This is a genomic window from Tepidimonas thermarum, from assembly GCF_007556705.1.
Taxonomy (GTDB): Bacteria; Pseudomonadota; Gammaproteobacteria; order Burkholderiales; family Burkholderiaceae_C; genus Tepidimonas; species Tepidimonas thermarum.
The window spans coordinates 1-19,688 of the sequence record NZ_VJOL01000050.1 but is presented as its reverse complement, the minus strand read 5'-3'; the positions used below and the strand labels follow the sequence as shown (position 1 = coordinate 19,688).

20 protein-coding genes and 2 pseudogenes are annotated in these 19,688 nt (G+C 71.5%); 13 read left to right on the top strand and 9 right to left on the bottom strand.

The genetic code is table 11. The features are described from left to right. The 4 genes from Tther_RS13785 to Tther_RS10865 all read left to right on the top strand — a co-directional run. On the top strand, nt 1-313 hold a 313-nt coding region (locus Tther_RS13785; RefSeq protein WP_425472824.1), incomplete at its 5' end, for an ATP-binding protein. Then, nucleotides 211-1,155, top strand: coding sequence for an HD-GYP domain-containing protein (locus Tther_RS10875; protein ID WP_425472825.1), 945 nt, complete (start codon nt 211-213; stop codon nt 1,153-1,155). The genes Tther_RS13785 and Tther_RS10875, both read left to right, overlap by 103 nt. A 161-nt stretch (nt 1,156-1,316) precedes the next feature. Further along, entirely contained in the window at nt 1,317-2,774 is a 1,458-nt protein-coding gene (locus Tther_RS10870; RefSeq protein ID WP_185975076.1) for a methyl-accepting chemotaxis protein, read from the top strand. 125 nt (nt 2,775-2,899) lie between these two features. Then, on the top strand, nt 2,900-3,310 hold the full coding sequence (locus Tther_RS10865) for a hypothetical protein (RefSeq protein ID WP_143903763.1): 411 nt from the start codon (nt 2,900-2,902) through the stop codon (nt 3,308-3,310). Nucleotides 3,311-3,392: 82 nt separating this feature from the next. Here the strand turns inward: Tther_RS10865 and Tther_RS10860 are convergent, their stop codons facing one another. Beyond that, nucleotides 3,393-4,382: a quinone oxidoreductase family protein gene (locus Tther_RS10860; RefSeq protein ID WP_143903761.1), complete on the bottom strand. Its 990-nt coding sequence runs from the start codon at nt 4,380-4,382 to the stop codon at nt 3,393-3,395. 159 nt (nt 4,383-4,541) lie between these two features. On the opposite strand from Tther_RS10860, the gene Tther_RS10855 reads away from it, so the two are divergent. Continuing rightward, entirely contained in the window at nt 4,542-5,480 is a 939-nt protein-coding gene (locus tag Tther_RS10855) for a DMT family transporter (RefSeq protein WP_143903759.1), read from the top strand. A 69-nt stretch (nt 5,481-5,549) separates the two neighbouring features. On the opposite strand, the gene Tther_RS10850 is transcribed toward Tther_RS10855, so the two are convergent. The 5 genes and pseudogenes from Tther_RS10850 to Tther_RS10830 form a co-directional block, all read right to left on the bottom strand. After that, entirely contained in the window at nt 5,550-6,356 is an 807-nt protein-coding gene (locus tag Tther_RS10850) for an SDR family oxidoreductase (RefSeq protein ID WP_143903757.1), read from the bottom strand. A gap of 23 nt (nt 6,357-6,379) precedes the next feature. Then, nucleotides 6,380-7,267: pseudogene (locus Tther_RS10845) on the bottom strand (DMT family transporter). After that, a pseudogene (locus Tther_RS10840) lies at nt 7,240-7,932 on the bottom strand (methyltransferase domain-containing protein); the annotation flags it as partial. The pseudogenes Tther_RS10845 and Tther_RS10840, both read right to left, overlap by 28 nt. A gap of 73 nt (nt 7,933-8,005) precedes the next feature. Further along, complete coding sequence (locus Tther_RS10835) at nt 8,006-8,560, bottom strand: DNA-deoxyinosine glycosylase (RefSeq protein WP_143903755.1); 555 nt, start codon at nt 8,558-8,560, stop codon at nt 8,006-8,008. Next, a complete protein-coding gene (locus tag Tther_RS10830) occupies nt 8,557-9,447 on the bottom strand; it encodes a TatD family hydrolase (RefSeq protein WP_143903753.1) in 891 nt (296 codons plus the stop codon). Before Tther_RS10830 ends, Tther_RS10835 begins: the two co-directional genes overlap by 4 nt. A 54-nt stretch (nt 9,448-9,501) precedes the next feature. Between Tther_RS10830 and Tther_RS10825 the strand changes: the two genes are divergently transcribed. Together Tther_RS10825 and Tther_RS10820 are read left to right on the top strand one after the other, a co-directional pair. Continuing rightward, nucleotides 9,502-10,302, top strand: a complete 801-nt coding sequence (locus Tther_RS10825) for an SDR family NAD(P)-dependent oxidoreductase (protein ID WP_143903751.1) — start codon at nt 9,502-9,504, stop codon at nt 10,300-10,302. 2 nt (nt 10,303-10,304) lie between these two features. Continuing rightward, nucleotides 10,305-11,291, top strand: a complete 987-nt coding sequence (locus Tther_RS10820) for a Bug family tripartite tricarboxylate transporter substrate binding protein (RefSeq protein ID WP_143903749.1) — start codon at nt 10,305-10,307, stop codon at nt 11,289-11,291. A gap of 37 nt (nt 11,292-11,328) precedes the next feature. Here the strand turns inward: Tther_RS10820 and Tther_RS10815 are convergent, their stop codons facing one another. Beyond that, nucleotides 11,329-12,123 carry a 2OG-Fe dioxygenase family protein gene (locus Tther_RS10815; RefSeq protein WP_143903748.1) on the bottom strand — a complete coding sequence of 265 codons (795 nt, stop codon included), beginning with the start codon at nt 12,121-12,123 and terminating at the stop codon, nt 11,329-11,331. Between the two features lie 119 nt (nt 12,124-12,242). On the opposite strand from Tther_RS10815, the gene Tther_RS10810 reads away from it, so the two are divergent. Further along, nucleotides 12,243-13,085, top strand: a complete 843-nt coding sequence (locus Tther_RS10810; protein WP_143903747.1) for a DUF2189 domain-containing protein — start codon at nt 12,243-12,245, stop codon at nt 13,083-13,085. On the opposite strand, the gene acuI is transcribed toward Tther_RS10810, so the two are convergent. Together acuI and Tther_RS10800 are read right to left on the bottom strand one after the other, a co-directional pair. Then, nucleotides 13,075-14,070 (bottom strand): acrylyl-CoA reductase (NADPH), encoded by a 996-nt coding sequence (gene acuI / locus Tther_RS10805; protein ID WP_143903745.1) that lies wholly within the window; start codon nt 14,068-14,070, stop codon nt 13,075-13,077. The two genes, Tther_RS10810 and acuI, sit on opposite strands and share 11 nt — an antisense overlap. Nucleotides 14,071-14,131: 61 nt before the next feature. Further along, nucleotides 14,132-15,880, bottom strand: coding sequence for a long-chain fatty acid--CoA ligase (locus Tther_RS10800; RefSeq protein ID WP_143903743.1), 1,749 nt, complete (start codon nt 15,878-15,880; stop codon nt 14,132-14,134). 157 nt (nt 15,881-16,037) lie between these two features. Here Tther_RS10800 and Tther_RS10795 point away from each other — a divergent pair, with 157 nt between their 5' ends. The 5 genes from Tther_RS10795 to Tther_RS10775 form a co-directional block, all read left to right on the top strand. Further along, complete coding sequence (locus Tther_RS10795) at nt 16,038-17,249, top strand: MFS transporter (RefSeq protein ID WP_143903741.1); 1,212 nt, start codon at nt 16,038-16,040, stop codon at nt 17,247-17,249. A 16-nt stretch (nt 17,250-17,265) separates the two neighbouring features. After that, nucleotides 17,266-17,688, top strand: a complete 423-nt coding sequence (locus tag Tther_RS10790; protein WP_143903739.1) for a hypothetical protein — start codon at nt 17,266-17,268, stop codon at nt 17,686-17,688. Between the two features lie 66 nt (nt 17,689-17,754). After that, the gene (locus Tther_RS10785) at nt 17,755-18,384 is read left to right on the top strand and encodes a hypothetical protein (protein WP_143903737.1); all 630 of its coding nucleotides are present in this window, start codon (nt 17,755-17,757) and stop codon (nt 18,382-18,384) included. A 128-nt stretch (nt 18,385-18,512) separates the two neighbouring features. Beyond that, complete coding sequence (locus Tther_RS10780; RefSeq protein WP_143903735.1) at nt 18,513-19,061, top strand: TolC family protein; 549 nt, start codon at nt 18,513-18,515, stop codon at nt 19,059-19,061. Between the two features lie 2 nt (nt 19,062-19,063). Beyond that, on the top strand, nt 19,064-19,688 hold a 625-nt coding region (locus tag Tther_RS10775), incomplete at its 3' end, for a multicopper oxidase domain-containing protein (protein WP_185975075.1).

The window sequence follows — 19,688 nt, the reverse complement described above, 5'->3', positions numbered from 1 at the left end:
CCACGGCGTGCTGTTTCTGGATGAGCTGCCCGAGTTTTCGCGCAGCGCGCTGGAGGCCCTGCGCGAGCCGCTGGAGACGGGGCGCGTGCGCCTGTCGCGTGCCGCCCGGCAGGTCGAGTACCCGCCGTGCCCCCCGTGCCGTCCGCCCCCGCCTGGGACGGAACCGATGAGCCGCCGCGCCTGCTGTTGGTGGACGACGAACCGGCCAACCTGCAGCTGCTGCGGCAGGTGCTGCAGGACGAGTACCGGCTCGCGTTTGCCCGCAGCGGCACCGAAGCGCTGGCGCGTGTGCGCGAAGCGCTGCCGGACCTGATCGTGCTCGACGTCATGATGCCGGGCATGACCGGCCACGACGTGCTGCGTCTGCTCAAGGCCAACCCGGCCACCGCCGCCATTCCGGTGCTGTTTTGCACCGCGCTCGATGCCGACGAAGACGAGGCCGCCGGCCTGGCGCTGGGCGCGGTGGACTACGTGGCCAAGCCCATTTCGCCGCCGGTGCTGCGCGCGCGCATCCGCAACCACCTGGCGCTGGTGCAGCGCGACGAGGTGGAGCGCACCCGGCTGGAGATCATCCGCCGCCTGGGGCGCGCAGCCGAGTTCAAGGATAACGAAACCGGTCGCCACGTCATCCGCATGAGCCACTTCAGCCGCCTGATCGCGCTCGAGCTGGGCGCACCCCGCCCCTGGGCCGAGCGCCTGCTGCCCGCCGCCCCCATGCACGACATCGGCAAGATCGGCGTGCCCGACGCCATCCTGCTCAAACCCGGCAAGCTCGACGAAGCCGAATGGGCCGTGATGCGCCAGCACCCCCAAATGGGCGCCGACATCATCGGCGACGACCCCAGCCCGCTGCTGCGCATGGCGCGCCAAATCGCGCTGCAACACCACGAAAAATGGGACGGCAGCGGCTACCCCCATGGCGTGCGCGGCGAGGCCATCAGCACCGAGGCGCGCATCGTCGCCGTCGCCGACGTGTTTGACGCGCTCACCAGCGCCCGCCCGTACAAACCGGCCTGGCCGCGCGAGCAAGCCATCGCGTGGCTGCGCGAGCAAAGCGGCCGCCATTTTTGGCCAGACGCGGTCGAGGCCCTGCTGCGACGCCTCGACGACATCTGGGCCGTGCGCGAAGCCTGGCGCGATGACGCCCACGCGTGACGGTCTGCTAAATTGCGGGTTTTGGATAATCGATGCTCGCCTTCAGCAGAGCAGTAGGAGGAGACATGGCCCAGCACGCGCTCGCCCTCAGCGCTTCGACAACCAACGCGCATGCCAATCCGGCGGCCGCTCCAAGCGCGAGCGCATCGCGCAGCCTGAACATGACGTTGGGTTGCGTCGCCGCCGTTGCGGTTGCCACGGTGCCGCTGCTGGCGGATGTGGCGGCCTGGGCTGGTGGCTCGGCACCGCCGATGTGGCGCTGGGGGGTGGACATCCTGGTCCCCGCCGGTGTGGGGCTGGGCGTGGCGTGGACGCTGCGTAGCATGGCGCAGCGGGTGCGCCGCATCCGGCGCGACATGCTCACCCTGAGCATGGGCGACATGCGCGCGCCCATCCGCGCCGATGCGCGCGACGCGCTGGGCGGGCTTCAGAAGGAATTGGCCAATCTGCAGCTGGCACTCACCGACATCATCCGCGCCGTGCGCCACGCCAGCAACGAAGTCGTGCATTCGGCCATCGAAATCGAACACGGCGCACGGGATGTGGCGGCGCGGGCTGAGTCGTCGGCGGCGGCGCTGGAGCAGTCCTCGGCGGCACTCGAGCAGACCTCCTCCACCAGCGCGCACACGGCCGATCTGGTGGCGCAAGCCGCCCAGCTCGCGCAGTCCAACGCAGGCGCGGCCTCGCGCGGCGGCGACATCGTCGAGCGCGTCGTGCAGACCATGCACCAGCTCGAAGAATCCTCCACCCGCATCCGTGAAATCACCGGCGTCATCGACGGCATCGCCTTCCAAACCAACATCCTGGCGCTCAACGCGGCGGTGGAGGCCGCGCGTGCGGGCGAGGCCGGGCGGGGCTTTGCCGTGGTGGCGGGCGAGGTGCGCAGCCTGGCCCAACGCTCGGGCCAGGCGGCCAAGGAAATCAAAGACCTGATCGAGCGCACCGTGCAGGCGGTGGCCGAGGGCGTGACCGTGGTGCGGGGCGTGGGCGACGTGATGCAGGAAATCGTCGCCTCGGCGCAGCGCACGCGCGAGCTGATGGACGAAGTGGCCAACGCCGCGCGCGAGCAGCAGTTGGGGGTGCGCCAAATCGGTGAGGCGGTGCAGGAGCTCGACCGCAACACCCAACAAAACGCCGCGCTGGCCGAAGAAACGGCCACCGCCTCCACCGCCCAGCGCGACGCTGCCCTGCGCATGGCAGTGCTGGTGGACGAGTTTCAGCTCGCCGGCAGCCAGTCGCACTACCCAAGCGCCGTGCAGGGCTTGGATGTGGACGCCATCATCGACGCGCACCGGCAATGGAAAGCCAAGCTGCGCGACGCCATGGAAAACCGCACCACGGTGGACGTGGACACCCTGCGCCGCGACGACTGCTGCGCCCTGGGCAAATGGATTTACGGCGAAGGCCAGCAGCGCTTTGGCGGCCGGCCACGCTTTGGCGAACTGGTCGAGCGCCACAAACACTTCCACCAGGTGGCGGCCAGCGTTGGCGAGATGGTCAACCGCAAACAGTGGGAGCAGGCCGAAGACGCCATCGCGCCGGGCACACCCTTTAGCCAGGCCACGCGCGGCGTGGTGCAGGTGCTCTCGACGGTCAAGCGCATTGGCTTTGAGGGCTAGCGCCGCGGCAGCCCGCTACCGGCTGCAGCACGGTCTACCAGGGCTACCCCGCTCATCAACGCCCGCGCGCGGCGCACACCACACCGGCCACAGCGCACGGGTGTCGTTGTATAAACGGGGCAACCGTGAAACGCTTGCTCGTCATCTTTGGCCTGGGCGGCTTGGCCGCGTGGACGGCTGCCACCGCCCAAACCGTGGCCTGCCACGTGGCATACGCCGGCGCGACCCGGACGTTCGTGGTTGCGCCCGTCGCGCACGACCAGGCACCCGAGCCGCTGCTGCAAGGCGCCACCCTGGCGCTGGAGGTCATCAACCGCCTGCCGCCGGCGCCTGGCGCGGGCGTGACCGTGCGCACGCTGGGGGTGCGCGACGGCACACCGTACCTGCTGCACCAGGCCACCTACCTGCCCGGCCCCCGCGCCACAGGCACACACGGTTTTACCGGCCTGCAGGTGGTGCGCGACCCCGCGCGGGGCAACGAGCTGGCCTACTGGTGCGAGCGGCGCGACCCGCACCGTCGCCACGCGCGGCGCTGACGGCGCAAGTGTTGCGCCGGCCCGCGCGCCACACCGCCCTGCCGCGCGTCTTGGGCGCCGGGCCGGTCGGCCGTGGCCACCCTCAGGGCAGCAGCACGGTCGAGCCGGTGGTCTGGCGCGCCTCCAAGGCGCGGTGCGCATCCTGCACCTGCGTCAGCGCAAAGCGCTGCTCGACGTGGATCTTCACCTGACCGGACGTGACGACGCCGAACAGGTCGTCGGCCATGGCCTGCGTGCGCTCGCGGCTGGTGATGTGCGAAAACAACGTTTGCCGCGTCACGTAGAGCGACCCTTTGGGCCCCAGAATGCCCGGCGCAAACGGCGGCACGGGGCCGCTGGCGTTGCCAAACGACACCATCAGCCCAAACGGCGCCAGGCAGTCCAGCGAGCCGTCCCAGGTGTCTTTGCCGACCGAGTCGTACACCACCTTGACGCCGCGGCCGCCGGTGATGGCCTTGACCTGCTCGACGAAGTTCTGCGTGCGGTAGTTGATGCAGTGCGCGGCACCGTTGGCGCGGGCCAGCGCGCACTTGTCATCCGTCCCCGCGGTGCCGATCAGGCGCAGCCCCAGCGCGCGCGCCCATTGGCACGCGATCAGGCCCACGCCCCCCGCCGCCGCGTGGAACAGCACGTAGTCCCCAGCCTGCAGACCTTCCACCGGGCGGCAGTGCTTGAGCAGGTACTGCGCGGTCAGACCCTTGAGCATCATCGCCGCGCCCTCCTCGAACGAGATCGCGTCGGGCAGTCGGCACACGTTCATCGCCGGCATCACGCGCACGTCGCAGTAACTGCCTGGCGGCTGGGACGCGTAGGCCACGCGGTCCCCCACGGCCAGGTGGGTCACACCCGCGCCCACCGCCTCCACCACACCGGCGCCCTCCATGCCCAGGCGGGCGGGCATCGGCATCGGGTACAGCCCGGTGCGGTGGTACACGTCGATGAAGTTGAGCCCGATGGCGTGGTGGCGGATGCGCACCTCGCCAGGGCCGGGGTCGCCAACCTCGACATCGACCAGGCGCAGCACCTCGGGGCCACCCGGGGCATCGATTTGAACGGCGCGGCTGTTCGGCATAGCCAATCTCCTGCAAAAAGGTCACGATGCCGATGATCGCACGACATCGGCCGCGGTGCAGGCGCATGGGCGGCGCGATGGTGCCAGGTGGGCCGCGCGCCCTCAGCCCCATGCCCCCGCAACAGCGCGGACCGCCAGGGCTCGGGTACAGTCGGACCCATGTCCCGCGACACGCCTGCGTCCCTGAGCCCCTCGACCATCGTGCTGCTCACCATCCCGCCGCTGCTGTGGGCGGGCAATGCGGTGGTGGGCCGGCTGGCGGCGGCGTGGATCCCCCCCATCACCTTCAACCTGCTGCGTTGGCTGCTGGCCTTTGCCCTGCTGGTGCCGCTGGCCCCTTGGGTGCTGCGCCCCAGCAGCCCGATGTGGGGGCAGTGGCGGCGCTTTGCCCTGCTCGGGCTGTTTGCCGTGGCGGGCTACAACATGCTGCAGTACCTGGCGCTGCACACCTCCACGCCGCTCAACGTGACGCTGGTGGCCTCCAGCATGCCGGTGTGGATGATGCTGGTGGGCCGGCTGTTTTTTGGCGCGCCGGTGCAGCACCGGCAACTGGGCGGCGCGGTGTTGTCGCTGGTGGGTGTGCTGGTGGTGCTGTCCCAGGGAGAGCCCACCAAGCTGCTGGCCCTGCAGCTGGTGCCCGGCGACGCCTGGATGCTGGCCGCCGCGTTCGCGTGGGCGTGCTACAGCTGGCTGCTGACACGGCGCGACGAGTCGCCCGACATCCGCCACGACTGGGCAGCCTTCTTGCTGGCGCAAACCACGTTCGGCCTGGTCAGCGCTGCGGCCCTGACCGGGGCGGAATGGGCGTGGCTGACCCTGGCCCCACCGGCCGACATGCCCACCATGATCCACTGGAGCGGCGCGCTGCTGGCCGTGCTGCTGTTCGTGGCGGTCGGGCCCTCGATCATCGCCTACCGCTGCTGGGGCGCCGGCGTGCAGCGCGCCGGCCCCACGGTGGCGGGCTTTTTCACCAACCTCACGCCGCTGTTTGCCGCGCTCATGTCCACGCTGCTGCTGGGCGAAGCCCCACACGGCTACCACGCCCTGGCGTTCGCGTTGATCGTCGCGGGCATCGCGGTGTCGTCGCGGCGGGGCTGATCGCCTGCCGCCGCGGTGCGGCCTCCCGCGCCGCCCGCCGTCACGCGACGGGTGGCGCTGGCGTGCGGGTCAGAACGTCCCCGGGTACAGCCCACCATCCAGCAGGATGTTCTGCCCGGTGATGTAGCCGGCATGGATGCTGCACAAAAAGGCGCAGATGGCACCAAACTCCTCCGGCGTGCCAAAGCGCCGCGCCGGGATTTGCTGGCGCTGCGCGTCCTCGATCGCCTGCAGCGATTGGCCGCTTTTGTCGGCCGCCGCCTGCAAGGTTGCGCGCAGCCGGTCGGTGGCAAACTTGCCCGGCAGCAGGTTGTTGATGGTCACCCCGCGCGCCGCCAACCCGCTGCGCGCCAGCCCGGCCACGAAGCCGGTCAGCCCGCTGCGCGCGCCGTTGCTCAGGCCCAGAATGTCGATCGGGGCTTTGACCGCGCTGGAGGTGATGTTGACGATGCGCCCAAAGCCGCGCGCCGCCATGCCATCCACCGTGGCCTTGATGAGCTCGATGGGGGCGAGCATGTTGGCGTCGATGGCGCGCAGCCACGCATCGCGGTCCCACTGGCGAAAATCGCCCGGCGGCGGGCCACCGGCGTTGGTGACCACCATGTCCACGTCACGCCCCGGCCCGCCCGGCACGGCCAGGAGCGCGGCCCGTCCGGCCTCGGTCGTGACGTCGGCCGCCACGGTGAGGATCCGGTTGGGCGCCCCCGCGGGCAGTTCGGCACGCAGCCGCGCCGCGGCCGCCTCCAGCGCCTCGGCCCCGCGCGCCGCCATGATGACATTGACCCCCTCCAGCGCCAGCGCCCGCGCGCAGCCCCAGCCCAACCCCTTGCTGGCTCCGCACACCACAGCCCAGCGCCCTGCGATACCCAAATCCATCTCGGCTCCTCGTCTCATCCCCGTCAGCCCGGCTGCCGGCTGACCCACAGCACCCCGGCCAGCACCAACGCGGTGCCGGCCACGATCCACGCGTTGAACGGCTCGCCCAGCACCACCACGCCCAACGCGATGGTGGACAGCGGGCCGATCATGCCGGTTTGCGCCGTCAGGCCCGCGCCGATGCGCTCGATGGCCATCATCACCATGACCACGGGCGCAGCGGTGCACAGCACCGCATTGGCGAGCGACAGCGCAAGCACCTGCGGCGCGACGAGCGCTGCCGACAGCGGCCGCAGCAGCACGAACTGCAACAGGCACAACAGGCAGGCCACGGTGGTGGCCCAGCCCACCAACCGCAGCGAACCCAGCCGCCGCACGAGCTGCCCGCTGTAAACCAGATAAACGGCGTAGCTGACCGCGCTGGCCAGCACCAGCGCCGCCCCGGTGGCGGTGGACCAGCCGTCGAAGGTCACCTCATGACCGAAGACCAGCAACACGCCGGCGTAGCTCAGCGCCATGGCCGCGGCCTGGCGGGCGCTGATGGGCCGGCGGTAGAGCAGCCAGCCCAGGATCAGCACCAGCGTGGGGTTGAGGTACAGGATCAGCCGCTCCAAGCTCGCGCTGATGTACTGCAAGCCCCAGAAGTCCAAAAAACTGGCGGCGTAGTAGCCGGTGAAGCCCAGCCAGGCGATGCCCAGCGCGTCCCGGCGCGTCAGCGGCGCGACCGGCCGCCCCTGCCGTTACGTGGCCCACCACAGCATGACCAGAAACAGCGGCAGTGCGAACAGCATGCGGTACATGATGAGGGTGACCGCATCCACGCCATAGCGATAGGCCAGCTTGACGATGATGGCCTTGCCGCTGAACGCCACCGCCCCGCCGGCGGCCAACAGCAAACCGACGCGCCGCATTGGCTGCGGATGGTGTCGGCGCGCTCGGCCAGCACCGCACGCGCGGGGCGCGTGGGGGTGCGCTGGGCCAGCACCACGGTGTTGCCCTCGCGCGTGGGCTTGAACACCCACAGCGCCTGCGGACCGAAGGCCTGCGCCAGCGCCGCCAGCGAGCGCTCGAAGCTGGCGCGCCGACCAAACAGGTTGACCGTCAGCGCCCCGTCAAGGGTGAGCAGGCGGCGGCAGTCGGCGTAAAAGTCGGCGCTGTCCAGCACCGGGGCGCCCGCGTCGTGGTCATACAGGTCCACCGCCAGTGCGTCCACGCTGCCCGCCCACGGGGGGTGCCGCACCCAGTCTGCGGCGTCGCCCAGCACCACCCGCAGGCGCGCACCGTCTGGCGGCAGGCGAAACCAAGCGCGGCACGCCGCCACCACCTGCGGGTTGAGCTCGACCGCAGTGGTGTCCATGCCCAACCGGCGGTGGCAGAACTTGGTCAACGCGCCCGCCCCCAGCCCCAGCTGCAACGCGCGGCGCTCGGCCACCGTGTCGGGGTCGACGAACAGCAGCCACGCCATCATGCGCTGCACGTACTCCAGCGCCAGGTCGTATGGCCGGTCGATGCGCATGCTGCCCTGGATCCACGGCGTGCCCAGGTGCAGGTGGCGCACGCCGCCCTCCTCGGACATGGAGACGGGCGGCAACGCGACCGCGTTGCGCTGGCGCGCGGCCGCGTCGCGGCGGAGCGTTTCGGCGGGCACGTCAACCCCCTCCCTGGGCACCCGGCGGCACCCGCACCGGGATGCCGTGGCGGGCCAGCACCTCGGCCCAGGCTGCGGTCTTGCGTGCCAGGCTCCAGCTTGCATTGGCCGGGCTGGTGGAGGGCAGCCGCTCCACCGCCACCCCCAGCGCCCGGGTGTGGCGGGCGTGGCGCCAGCTCTCGCCGCCGTTGTGCGCGATGGCGCGCAAGGCCGGGCAGCGCGCGCGCAGGCCGCCCAAGTCGTTGAGCCGCGGCGCGCGGATGGCGCTGTCCAGACTGCCTTCGCGCTCGCACTCGGCATACACATCCCACAGCCCCAGGCCATGCTCCAGCAGCGCCGCCACCCGCTGCGCGTAGGGCCAGTCGGACAAGGGCAAGTCCCACAACGCGCCCAAAATGCGCCAGAAGTGGTTGTGCGGATGGGCGTAGTACTGCTGCGCGCGCAACGACGCCACACTGGGGAAGCTGCCCAGCACCAGCAGCCGCGTGTCGGGGCCGAGCACCGGTGGCAGCCCCTGCAGGCGCGCCGGCGCGCGCGCAACGCCCCTCGGGCTCATGGATCCACTCCTGCGTGGCCTGGCCCCGCGCCGTCCCGATCCCTGCCCAGCAGTGCCCCCAGCCGGGGCAACACCCTGCAGGCGTTGGCGGTGGTGGCCACCGCCAAGTCCTCGGCCGACATACCCCGCAGGTGGGCGATGTCGGCCCCGATGCGCGGCAGCTCTGCGGGGCTGTTGCGGCCTTGCGGGCGGCCCGCCGCCCGCTGCGCCGCGGTCACGTACAACCAGTGCGGCACGATGTCCGGGGCATCGGTCTCCACGACCAGCGCCGTCAGCGGCAGCGTGGCCGCCAGCGCGCGCAGGCGCCGCGCGGTCTCGAAGGTCACGGCCCCGCCAAAGCCCAGGGCAAACCCCCGTTCGATGAACGCCCGGGCTTGCTGCGCGCTGCCGCTAAACGCATGGGCGATGCCGCCGCCAACGGGCCGGCCCGCGGCGGCCTGCGCACGCAAGCCGGCCAACAGCGCGTCGGCGGAGCGCCGCACGTGCAGGATGACCGGCAGGCCAAAGCGCTGCGCCAGCCGCAGCTGGGCGCGGTAAAAATGGTGCTGGCGCTGCCGCATGGCCTCGGTGCACAGCTGCGGCACGAAGAAATCCAGCCCGACTTCCCCCACCGCAACCAAGCGCGGGTCGGCGTGCCAATCGGCCAAGGCCTGCTCGAGCCGGGCCAAGTCATCGTCGCTGGCCTGCGCCACGTATAGCGGGTGGATGCCCAGCGCGTACGCATCCCCCGTGTCGTGCGCCAGCGCACGCACCGCGGCAAAATCGCGTGCCTGCACGGCCGGCAGCACACAACACGCCACGCCCGCTGCCCGCGCCCGCGCGCGCTCGGCCCGCGCGTCGGGGCCAAACTCAGGCGCATCGAGGTGGCAGTGGGTGTCGATCCACATGGACCGTCGATTATCGGACAGCACGGGCACGCCAACGGTGTCAGAATGCGCGCCATGGAGCGGCGACATCTGACCATCCTCACCGGGGCCTCGCGCGGCTTGGGCCGGGCCATGGCCGAACAGCTGCTGGCACCCGAGCGGCTGCTGCTGACCATGGAACGCCGCCCGGATACGGCGCTGGCCCCGCTGGCCGCACAGCGCGGCGCGCACCTGGAGCAGTGGAGCCAGGACTTGTCCGAACCCGCCGAGGCCGCCGAGCGGCTGACACGCTGGCTGCTGACGCTGCACCCGGCGACGCTGGCCAGCGCCACGCTCATCAACAACGCGGCGCTGCTGCCCACCATCGGGCCGCTGCAGGCCGGCAGCGGCGAGGAGCTTTCGCGCGCGTTGCGCGTGGGGCTGGAAGCCCCCATGCACCTCACGGCGGCGTTTTTGCGCGTGAGCGACCGCTGGGTGCAGGCGCACGGCTGGGACGGACCGCGGCGGGTGCTCAACATTTCCTCGGGCCTGGGGCGCTACCCGATGGCGGGCCAGGCCATCTACTGCGCGGTCAAGGCGGGGTTGGACCACTTCAGCCGCTGCACCGCGCTGGACGAGGCGCGACGCCCCCATGGGGCGCGCATCGTCTCGCTGGCCCCCGGCGTGATCGATACCGACATGCAGGTGCAGATGCGCGCTGGCGACCCCGCGGGCTTTCCCGACCGAGAGCGGTTTTTGCGGTTGCACGCCCAGGGGCAACTCACCCCGGCGCGCGAGGCCGCGCAGCGCGTGCTGGCGTGGCTGGCGCGCCCGGATTTCGGCGATCCGTGCGTGGCCGATGTGCGCGACGCCACCCAAACCATCCCTGGAGGTTGACCATGCCCCTGTCCCCGATATCCCGACGTCACTGGCTGCAAACCGGACTGGCCTGCGCCGCCGTTGGTTTGGGCGCCCCGTTGAGCGCCCTGGCCGACAACCGGCCCGTCAAAATCCTGGTGGGCTTTCCACCCGGTGGCGGCACCGACGCCATCGCCCGCTTGCTCGCCGAGCCCCTGCGCGACGCGCTGGGCGTGCCGGTGATCGTGGAAAACCGCGCCGGCGCGGGCGGGCAGTTGGCGGCCCAGGCCCTCAAGGCCGCCGCGCCGGACGGCACCACGCTGTTGCTCAGCCACGACCACACGATTTCGATCCTGCCGTTGGTGCTGCGCAACCCGGGCTTCGAACCGGCGAAGGATTTCGTGGCCGTGGCGGGGTTTGCCACCTTCGTCAACGCGCTGGCGCTGTCGGGCGGTACCCCGGCGCGCTCGCTGGCCGAATTTGCGCAGTGGGTGCGCGCGCAGGGTGGCAAGGCGGCGGTGGGCATTCCCGCCCCGGCGTCGGTGCCGCAGTTTTTGGTGCAGACCCTGGCCAAGCGCCAGCAGCTGGATTTGGTGGCGGTGCCCTACCGCGGCAGCGCGCCCATGATGGCGGACATGCTGGGCAACCAGATTCCGGCCGGCGTGGGCTCGATCCCGGATTTCATCGAAAACCACCGTGCCGGGCGGCTGCGCGTGGTGGCGGTCATGGGTCAGCAACGCCAGGCCGCCATGCCTGAAGTGCCCACCTTCGCCGAGGCAGGCATCCCGGGCTTCGAGGAAATCCCCTACTACGGCCTGTTCGCGCCAGCACACACCCCCAAAGCCGCGCTGGAGCGCGTGGGGGCGGCACTGGCGCAAGCGATTGCGCAGCCCGCGGTGCGCGACCGTCTGACGGCCATGGGGCTGACGGTCGGCTACATGAGCAGCGAGCAGCTCAGCCAGCGCGAGCGCGCCTACACCGAGGTGTGGGCGCGCATCATCCGCGACAGCGGCTTCCAGCCGCAGTGACGACAGGCCCCGCCCGGATCGCGGGCGGGTGCGCGGCTCAGGCGCGCGGCGCCGGGGCAGACGCCGGGGCCACCGCGCCCGCCTCGTCATCCCCCAGAAAACCGCCAGCCCGGTAGGTCAGCACCAGCGTGTCGCGCCAGCCCAGCTGCCCCTCCACCAACGGTTGGATGGGGGTGGTCTCGTGGATCACGCGCGCGTCGTCGAGCAGCAACACCGACCACGGCTCGGTCAGCGTGAAGCGCTGGCCGTTGGGGCCGTCCGCCTCGAAGACCCGGCTTTCGCCCCCCTTGATGCCGTGGCGCGCGACCAAAAACACCGCCACCAAATCGACCCCGTCTCGGTGCGCGCCTTCGGGCGTGGGCCGCCCGATGCCGCCGGTGGTGTCGATGCGAAACGGGTGCGCCTCCACATACCAGCGGCGCGCGCCCTTGAGTGCCGAGGCCACCGCCGCGGTGCGCTGCAGCAGCCGCGTCGACGCCGGCTGCCCCAGCAGGGCATCGGTCAGCGGGGCAAACCAGCGCCGCATGCCGCCGTGCAAGGCGTTGTATTCGAGCGGCTGGTAGTGGGCGCGCGGGGGCACCGGCTGCACGGCCTCGCCATCGACGATGAAGCAACCGTGCCGGCGGCGCCGGTAGCGGCCACCGTCTTTGAGGTAGCGGTCGGCGGGCAAATCCTCCCAGGCCGGGCGCAGCGCCTCCAGCGCCGCGGCGTCCAGCCCCAGCCAGTCGCGCACCGCCGTGGCCCCCAGCACCGCGTAGCCCTGGCGCGCCAGCGTCGCATCGAGCTGGTCGGCCGCCACGGCGGGGGGAGCAGAAGGGTTGGGGGCACGCATGCCCCGGAGTGTAGCCCCTGGCGCGCCACCCCTAGGGGTAAACGCTATGGACGCCGGGGCCGGTGCGGGCTAACGTTGGGTATTGATATAAATCAAACGCACCACCGCGGAGGGACACGATGGCAGCGATTCACCCCGAGTCCAGCGACACCCACCACGACGAACCGGCCCGCACCGAGGGCGCCACACGCGAGTCGGTGCTCGACCTGCCGCTGGCCACGCTGCACCCGGCCGACCCGCTGCGCTGGCTGGCGCGGGGCTGGGCCGATTTTCGCGCCAGTGCACGCATCGGCCTGTTTTACGGGGCCTGCTTTGCGCTCATGGGGCAGGCGTTGTGGCAGGTGTTTCAGCACGCGCCGGCCTATGTGCTGGCGCTGAGCGCCGGGTTTTTGCTGATTGGCCCGTTTGTGGCGCTGGGCCTGTACGACGTCAGCCGTGCGCTCGAGCAGGGGCAGCGCCCGTCGCTGCGGGCGTCGCTGATGGCGTGGCGGCCCACGCTGAGCACCATGGCCATCTTTGGCGGCGTGCTGCTGATTTTCGAGATGTTGTGGGGCCGCGCGGCCATGGTGGTGTTTGCCGTGACGATGAACACCATGCCCTCCAGCGAGAACATGCTCGCCGCCTTGCTGAGCCTGGACAACCTGGAGTTTTTGATCGCCTATGTCGTCGTCGGGGCGATCTTTGCCGGGCTGATCTTCGTCAGCAGCGCGATTTCGATCCCGATGATTCTGGACCGCCAGACCGATGCGGTGTCCGCGGCACTCACCAGCCTGCGGGCCTGCTTGCAAAACCCCGGCGTGATGCTGTTGTGGGGGGCGCTGATCACGCTGCTGTGCGTGCTGGCGATGCTGCCCGCCTTCCTGGGCCTGTTGGTGGTGGGGCCGGTGCTGGGCCACGCCACCTGGCACGCCTACCGGCACATCGTGCCGGCGCGTGGCGGCGCCGGGTCCGTCACGCGTTGACGTCCACCACCAGCCGGCCGCGCACGCGCCCGGCCAACACGTCGGCCGCCGCGTCGATGGCTTGCGCCAGCCCAATGGTGCGCGTCATCGACGCGAGCAACGCGTGGTCGAGGTCACGTGCCAAGCGCTGCCAGGCGGCTTGGCGCAGCGGCAGGGGGGCCATGACGCTGTCGATGCCGTAGAGCGTGACCCCACGCAAGATGAACGGCGCCACCGTGGCCGGGAAGTCCATCCCCTGCGCCAGGCCACACGCGGCGACCGCCCCGCCGTAGCGGGTGCTGGCGCAGGCGTTGGCCAGGGTGTGGCTGCCCACGGCATCGACGACGCCGATCCAGCGCTCCTTTTGCAAGGGCTTGCCGGGTGCTGCCAGCGTGGCGCGGTCGATGACCTCGGCCGCCCCCAGGGCTTGCAGGTACGGCGCTTCCTGCGGCCGGCCGGTGGAGGCCACCACGCGGTGCCCAGCGCGCGCCAGCAGCGCCACGGCGATGCTGCCCACCCCACCCGCCGCGCCGGTCACCAGCACGTCGCCACAGCCCGGCGCCACCCCCTGGGCCGCCCAGTGCGCCTCCAGCCGGGTGACGCACAGCGCCGCGGTGTAGCCCGCGGTGCCGATCGCCATCGCATCCCAGGCCGACAGGCCCGCCGGCAGCGGCAACAGCCAGTCGCCCTTGAGGCGCGCGCGTTGCGCCAGCCCACCCCAGTGCGTCTCCCCCACGCCCCAGCCGTTGAGGATGACCGCATCGCCGGGCTGCCAGCGCGCATCGCTGCTGGCCTCGACCGTGCCCGCGAGGTCGATGCCCGGCACCATCGGAAACTGCCGCACCACGGGCGAGCGGCCGGTGATGGCCAGCCCGTCCTTGTAGTTGAGGGTGGAGTACGCCACCCGCACGGTCACGTCGCCCGCTGGCAGGCGCGCGTCGTCGAGCTCGGTCACCGCACAGCCGTAGCCAGCGTCCGTCTTGTCGATCAACAGGGCACGAAACATCGGTCCATCTCCTTTGGCATCGGGGGTTGGCGCTGCGCATTCTGGCACGCGCCGGACACCTTCACGTGGACGCTGGGGTGCTGGCCGCGGCAGCGCGCGCCTGCTCCTGCAGCAAACGCCACATCACCTTGCCGCTGCCGCTCTTGGGCAGCGCATCCACGAACTCCACCAGCCGCGGGGCTTTGTAGGCCGCCATGTGCTCGTGGCACCAGGCGATGATGTCGTCCTCGCGCACGGTGCCGCGCGCCTCCTGCCGCAGCACCACCACCGCTTTGACGGTTTCGCCGCGGTAGGCGTCGGGCACGCCTATGACACACGCCTCGGCGATCGCCGGGTGGCGAAACATCAGCGCCTCGACCTCGGCCGGCCAGACCTTGAAGCCGCTGGCGTTGATCATGCGCTTGAGGCGATCGGTGATGAAGAAATAGCCTTCTTCGTCCACCCGGCCCATGTCCCCGGTGCGAAACCAGCGCCGTCCATCGCGCTCGAAAAAGACCGCCGCCGTGGCCTCCGGGCGCAGCCAATAGCCCTCGAAGACCATCGGGCCGCTGACCACGATCTCACCCGCCTCGCCCGTCGGCAGCGGCTGCAGCGTGTCCGGGTCCACCACCTGCGCCGCACAGCCGATGAAGGGCACCCCCAAGCACTGCAGCTTGGGCCGGTCGGGTGGGTTGTGGTGGGAGGGTGCGGCCGTCTCGGTCAACCCGTAGCCCTCCACGTAGCGCAGCCCAAAGCGCTCCTGCAGCCGCTGCGCCACCGCAGCCGGCATGGCCGCGCCGCCACCGCCGATGAACACCAGGCTCGACAGGTCGTAGCGCTCCACGTTGGGGCTGGCCAACAGGTCGATGACCATGGTGGGGATGTTGGTCCAGTGCGTCACCTTCCAGCGCGAGATCAGCCGGCCCGCCAGATCGCGGTCCCAGCGCGGCATGATGACCGCGGTCGCCCCCAGGTAGACACTGGTGTGCATGCCTGCCACCATGCCGGTGATGTGAAACATCGGCAACACCAAAAGGCCGACGTTTTCGGCCGTGCCGTTGGTCCAGATCGCCGCCGCCACCGCGTTGTGCATCAGCGTGCGGTGGGGGTGCATGCAGCCTTTGGGCAGACCGGTGGTGCCGCTGGTGTAGGGCAGCACGGCCAGGTCATCGGGGCCCACCTCGTGCGGCGGCAACGGGTCGGTGCACGCCAACGCGTCGGCCCAGTCGGTCACCCGCCCCTGGGTCAGCGTGGGCAGTGGGTGGCGCGTGCCCAGCCATTCCCGCCAGGCAGGCGGCACGGTGTCCCCCTCGAAGGCATCGTCCGGCATGGCGTCGCGGTAGTGCAGCACCAGCAGCTCGTGCAAGCGCTGCGCCGCAGGCAACGCAGCGTCCGCGGCGCACAGCGCTGGGGCCAGGTCGGCGGCCGCGATCGCCACGCGGGCCTGGGGGTCGGTGATGTAGTGCCCGAGTTCATCGGCCTTGTTCATCGGGTTGACCGGCACCACCACCGCGTTGGCACGCAGGATGCCATAGTACGCGACCAGGTACTGGGGGCAGTTTTGCAAAAACAGGATCACGCGATCCCCACGCCGCACGCCCCGGGCATGGAGCCACGCGGCAACCCGCTCGGCCTGCTGTTGCAACTCGGGGTAGGTCATCACCCGGTCGAAAAACACCGTGGCCGGCTTGTTCGGAAAGCGGCGCGCGCTCACCTCCAGGTTGAACCACAGCGAGGTTTGCGGCGGCTCGATGGCGCGCGGCACACGCGTGGGCCAAAAACGGGCGTGGGGCGCATCGGCATCCACAGGACAGGGCGTTTCAGGGGTCATGGGCGTCTCCTCGTAGCGGTCTGGGCCGTCATGGGTGTCAACGCGCAGCATAGACAGGCCACGGTTGCCCCGCCAAGGGTGGCGCTGTCCCCTGCGAGACGGGCGCTGTCACACCGGCAACGGGCTATCGAACGCGCCCGGGCGTACCATCACCGCCATGTCCACCGCCGCCGCCCCCCACGCCGCCCCCGCGGTCCCGTTGCCACCCCTGCTGTGGCTGTTTGCGGCGTGCAACTTCGTGATCGGCACGGGGGCGTTTGGCATGACCGGCTACCTGGGGCCTGTCGCCGAAGGGCTGGGGGTGAGCATCAGCGCAGCAGGCCAAACCATGACCGTCTACGCGCTGGCCAACGCCGTGCTAGCGCCGCTGCTGATGGCGGCCACGGCGCGCTGGCCGCGCGCGTCGGTGATGCGGCTGGCGCTGGCGCTGTTTACCGCCGGGACACTGCTCAGCGCCGCCGCCCCCCATTGGGCGGTCTTGATGATGGGGCGTGTGCTGATGGGGGCGGGCGCCGTGTTCACGCCCATTGCCGCCGGGGTGGCGGTGCAGCTCGCCGCCCCGGCGCAGCGCGGCCAGGCGTTGTCGCGCACCTTCCTGGGCATGAGCCTGAGCTACGTGCTGGGCATGCCCTACGGGGCCTGGCTGGGCCTGCAATGGGGGTGGCGCTGGCCGCTGCTGGGTGTGGGCGTGGCGGCGTTGGTCATCGGCATCGTGCTGCACCGCCAGCTGCGCGCCGGGCCGGCCACAGGCGGTACGTCCCTGCGGGGGACCGGCGCGCTGCTGCGCCGGCGCGACGTGGTCTTGACCCTGCTGTTCACCCTGCTGTACTTCACAGGCATTTTCGTCGTCACCGCCTACATGGGGCCGGTGCAGCTGGCGCTCAACCCGCTGACGCCCGGCGCGCTGAGCACGCTGCTCGCCGGCGTGGGCGTGGCAGGGGTGGTGGGCACGCTGCTGGGTGGCTGGGCGGCCGACAGGCTCGGCCCTCGGCGCACGCTCGCGCTGCTGGTGGGGTGTCTGCTGCTGGCCATGGTGGCCGTGCCGCTGAGCGCGGGGCACCTGGCGTGGACCGCCGCCTTGTTTGCGGTGTGGAACCTGTGCGGGTTCGGGCTTATGTCCCCCCAGCAGTCGCGGCTGGCGGAGCAGGCGGGCCCCCAAGCACCGCTGCTGCTCAGCCTCAACGCCTCCATGGTCTACATCGGCACGGCCCTGGGTTCGGCCATCGGCGGCGCAGCAATCGCCTGGGTCGGGCTGACGCACCTGGCCTGGCTGGCCGCGGTCTTCGTCGCGGCGGCCCTGTGGACGCTGGCCGTGCATCCGGCCCGTGCCCAACCGCCCACCCGCACGACGGTGCGGTCGCCGTCGTAACGCTATGATGGGCGGTATGGTGCGCATCGTCGTGTGGTGTTTGCTCGCCCTGCTGCCGTGGCGGCTGTGGGCGGCGGATGCCATGGCGCTTCGCGCGTGTCACGGGTCCACCCCCGCTGCCGTCACTGGCGCAGCCCCCGCAGCGGTGCCCGACGACCCCGCGCATGGCGCGCACCACGCTGGATCGCATGCGGCACACCCCGTCCACCATGGCGGTGCGGCGCAGCCGGCCGCCCACACGGCGGGCACGGCCACGCCCGACGCGACCGGTAGCCACCACGTCACCTGCACGCTGTGCGATCTGTGCCACAACCCGCCGCTGCACGCCGCGGTGGGCAGCGCCACGGCGAACGGCGGCACAGGCGGCTGGGTGATGACCCAATGGCGCGTGCCACCAACGCCCATCCCGGGCCCGCCGCTCAAACCCCCGATCGCCTGAAACGCGCCCACCCGTCGCCGGCGCATCCGCGCCGCCTGCGTGTCCGTCCGTTTGAGGAGATCGCCAATGTTCCACCCCCATGGGCGGTGGTGCTGGCTCGGCCTGTTGGTGCTGGCCGCGCTGGACACCCCCCGTGCCCAAACCCATGTCCACCCCGGCACACATCCGTCCGTGCCTGCTGCTGCCGTTGCGCCAAGTGGCGGCAACCCCAACACCGATACCACCGACCCCGCCAGCCGCTGGCGCGCCGCCAACGAGGCGGTGGGCGCCTTCCCGCGCGGTCACGCCGACATCCTGCGCTGGGAGCGCGCGCAGGGCCTGGTCCGCGCCCCCGCCCCCGGCCCGTCGCCCGACGCCGTGTGGACCCTGGACGACGTGGCCCGCCACGCGCTGCGCGCCCGGCCTGACCTGTTGATCGGCCCCGGGCTCGGGGCGCGCGAGCGCTGGGAGCGGGAGCAAGCGGCCGCGCTGGCGGTGCGCGACGCCCAGGCCGCCTGGATCGACGCCATTGCCGCGCGCCAGACGCGCCAGCTCGCCGAAGCCGCGCTCGAGGCCGCCGCCATCGGCGCCGAGCTGGCGCAGCGCATGCAGCACGTGGGCAACTTCAGCGCGCAGCGCGCCCTGGTCGAGACGCTGCCCACCTGGGAGGCGCGCCAGCGGCTGCGCCAGGCCAGGACGCCGAGCAGCGCGCCCTGACGCGCCTGTGGCAGCGCCTGGACGGCAGCGACAGCCCGGCCACGCTCGCGCAGCGCCACCTGCCCCTGACCCTGCCCGCCGTCCCCACCCTGCCCCCGGACGCCACGCCGGACGCCTGGGCCGCGGCGGTGCGCGAGCGCCACCCCCGCTGGCTCAGCCTGCACCAGGAAGCGCAGCGCCGGCGCCAGGCGCTGCCCGCCGGCGCGTGGCAGGCGCTGCAAACCGCGCTCGACGCGGCGGTCACCCGCGGCCTGCCCGGCGCCGCGCGCCTGGACCCCGCGGCCCCGCGCTGGCCGCACGGTTGGGTCGAGGCCTGGGAGGCCGCGCTCGTGCTGGCAAAGCTCGAGCGCCAAATCGACGGCGACGTGCAACTGGCGCTCGCCGCCGCGCAACGCAGCGCAGAAGCGGCGCGCGAGCAGCGCGAACAGGTGCTGACGGCGGCCCAGCGGCTGGAGGACGAAACCCTGCTGCGCTACAACGGCATGTTGGCCAGCACGTGGGATCTGCTGGCCGCCGTGCGCGCACGCATCGCAGCTCAGCAGGCAACCCTCGACGCCGAGCGCCGCGCGTGGCTGGCCTGGCTGGACCTGCAAGCCGTCCGCGCCGGCGTGCCACTGACCGACCGCGCGCCCGAAGCCCCTGCCGATGCCCCCGCCACCCCCGCGAAAGGCCACTGACCATGGAACGCCGCCGATTTTTTGCGCAGGCACTCGCCGGCACCGCTGCCGTGGCCAGTGCCGCCGTGGCCCGCCACGCCCTGGCCGGCCTGCCCGAGCCCGTCATCCGCACCGGCACCGACACCGCCGGGCCGTGGATCCCGCCCGGTGTCACCGGCGCCGGCCGTCCCTACCGCCCCGTCGTCACGCTCAACGGCTGGACGCTGCCGTTTCGACTGAAGGACGGTGTCAAGGAGTTCCACCTGGTGGCCGAACCGGTGGTGCGCGAGTTTGCGCCCGGCTTCACGGTCAATCTGTGGGGCTACAACGGTGCCAGTCCCGGCCCCACCATCGAGGTGGTGGAAGGCGACCGGGTGCGCATCTACGTCACCAACCGGCTGCCCGAGCACACCACCATCCACTGGCACGGCCAGCGCCTGCCCAACGGCATGGACGGCGTGGGGGGCCTGAACCAGCCGCAAATCCCGCCCGGCAAGACCTACGTCTACGAGTTCGTCGCCCGCCGCCCGGGCGGGACATGGGCCATGTGCGGTTCGTCGTGCTCCATGCCGGGGTGTTTTTTCATGAGCTCTGCGTGGGCGGCGAGTTCCTCGGGCGTGCCGATCACGATCTCGTGCATCACCCGCC

Excerpts from the sequence above, each read along its gene's own strand:
- Tther_RS10870 (WP_185975076.1), top strand. The coding sequence starts at position 1,317 with ATGACGTTGGGTTGCGTCGCCGCCGTTGCGGTTGCCACGGTGCCGCTG.
- Tther_RS10860 (WP_143903761.1), bottom strand. The coding sequence starts at position 4,382 with ATGCCGAACAGCCGCGCCGTTCAAATCGATGCCCCGGGTGGCCCCGAG.
- Tther_RS10855 (WP_143903759.1), top strand. The coding sequence starts at position 4,542 with ATGTCCCGCGACACGCCTGCGTCCCTGAGCCCCTCGACCATCGTGCTG.
- Tther_RS10850 (WP_143903757.1), bottom strand. The coding sequence starts at position 6,356 with ATGGATTTGGGTATCGCAGGGCGCTGGGCTGTGGTGTGCGGAGCCAGC.
- Tther_RS10835 (WP_143903755.1), bottom strand. The coding sequence starts at position 8,560 with ATGAGCCCGAGGGGCGTTGCGCGCGCGCCGGCGCGCCTGCAGGGGCTG.
- Tther_RS10830 (WP_143903753.1), bottom strand. The coding sequence starts at position 9,447 with ATGTGGATCGACACCCACTGCCACCTCGATGCGCCTGAGTTTGGCCCC.
- Tther_RS10825 (WP_143903751.1), top strand. The coding sequence starts at position 9,502 with ATGGAGCGGCGACATCTGACCATCCTCACCGGGGCCTCGCGCGGCTTG.
- Tther_RS10820 (WP_143903749.1), top strand. The coding sequence starts at position 10,305 with ATGCCCCTGTCCCCGATATCCCGACGTCACTGGCTGCAAACCGGACTG.
- Tther_RS10815 (WP_143903748.1), bottom strand. The coding sequence starts at position 12,123 with ATGCGTGCCCCCAACCCTTCTGCTCCCCCCGCCGTGGCGGCCGACCAG.
- Tther_RS10810 (WP_143903747.1), top strand. The coding sequence starts at position 12,243 with ATGGCAGCGATTCACCCCGAGTCCAGCGACACCCACCACGACGAACCG.
- acuI (WP_143903745.1), bottom strand. The coding sequence starts at position 14,070 with ATGTTTCGTGCCCTGTTGATCGACAAGACGGACGCTGGCTACGGCTGT.
- Tther_RS10800 (WP_143903743.1), bottom strand. The coding sequence starts at position 15,880 with ATGACCCCTGAAACGCCCTGTCCTGTGGATGCCGATGCGCCCCACGCC.
- Tther_RS10795 (WP_143903741.1), top strand. The coding sequence starts at position 16,038 with ATGTCCACCGCCGCCGCCCCCCACGCCGCCCCCGCGGTCCCGTTGCCA.
- Tther_RS10790 (WP_143903739.1), top strand. The coding sequence starts at position 17,266 with ATGGTGCGCATCGTCGTGTGGTGTTTGCTCGCCCTGCTGCCGTGGCGG.
- Tther_RS10785 (WP_143903737.1), top strand. The coding sequence starts at position 17,755 with ATGTTCCACCCCCATGGGCGGTGGTGCTGGCTCGGCCTGTTGGTGCTG.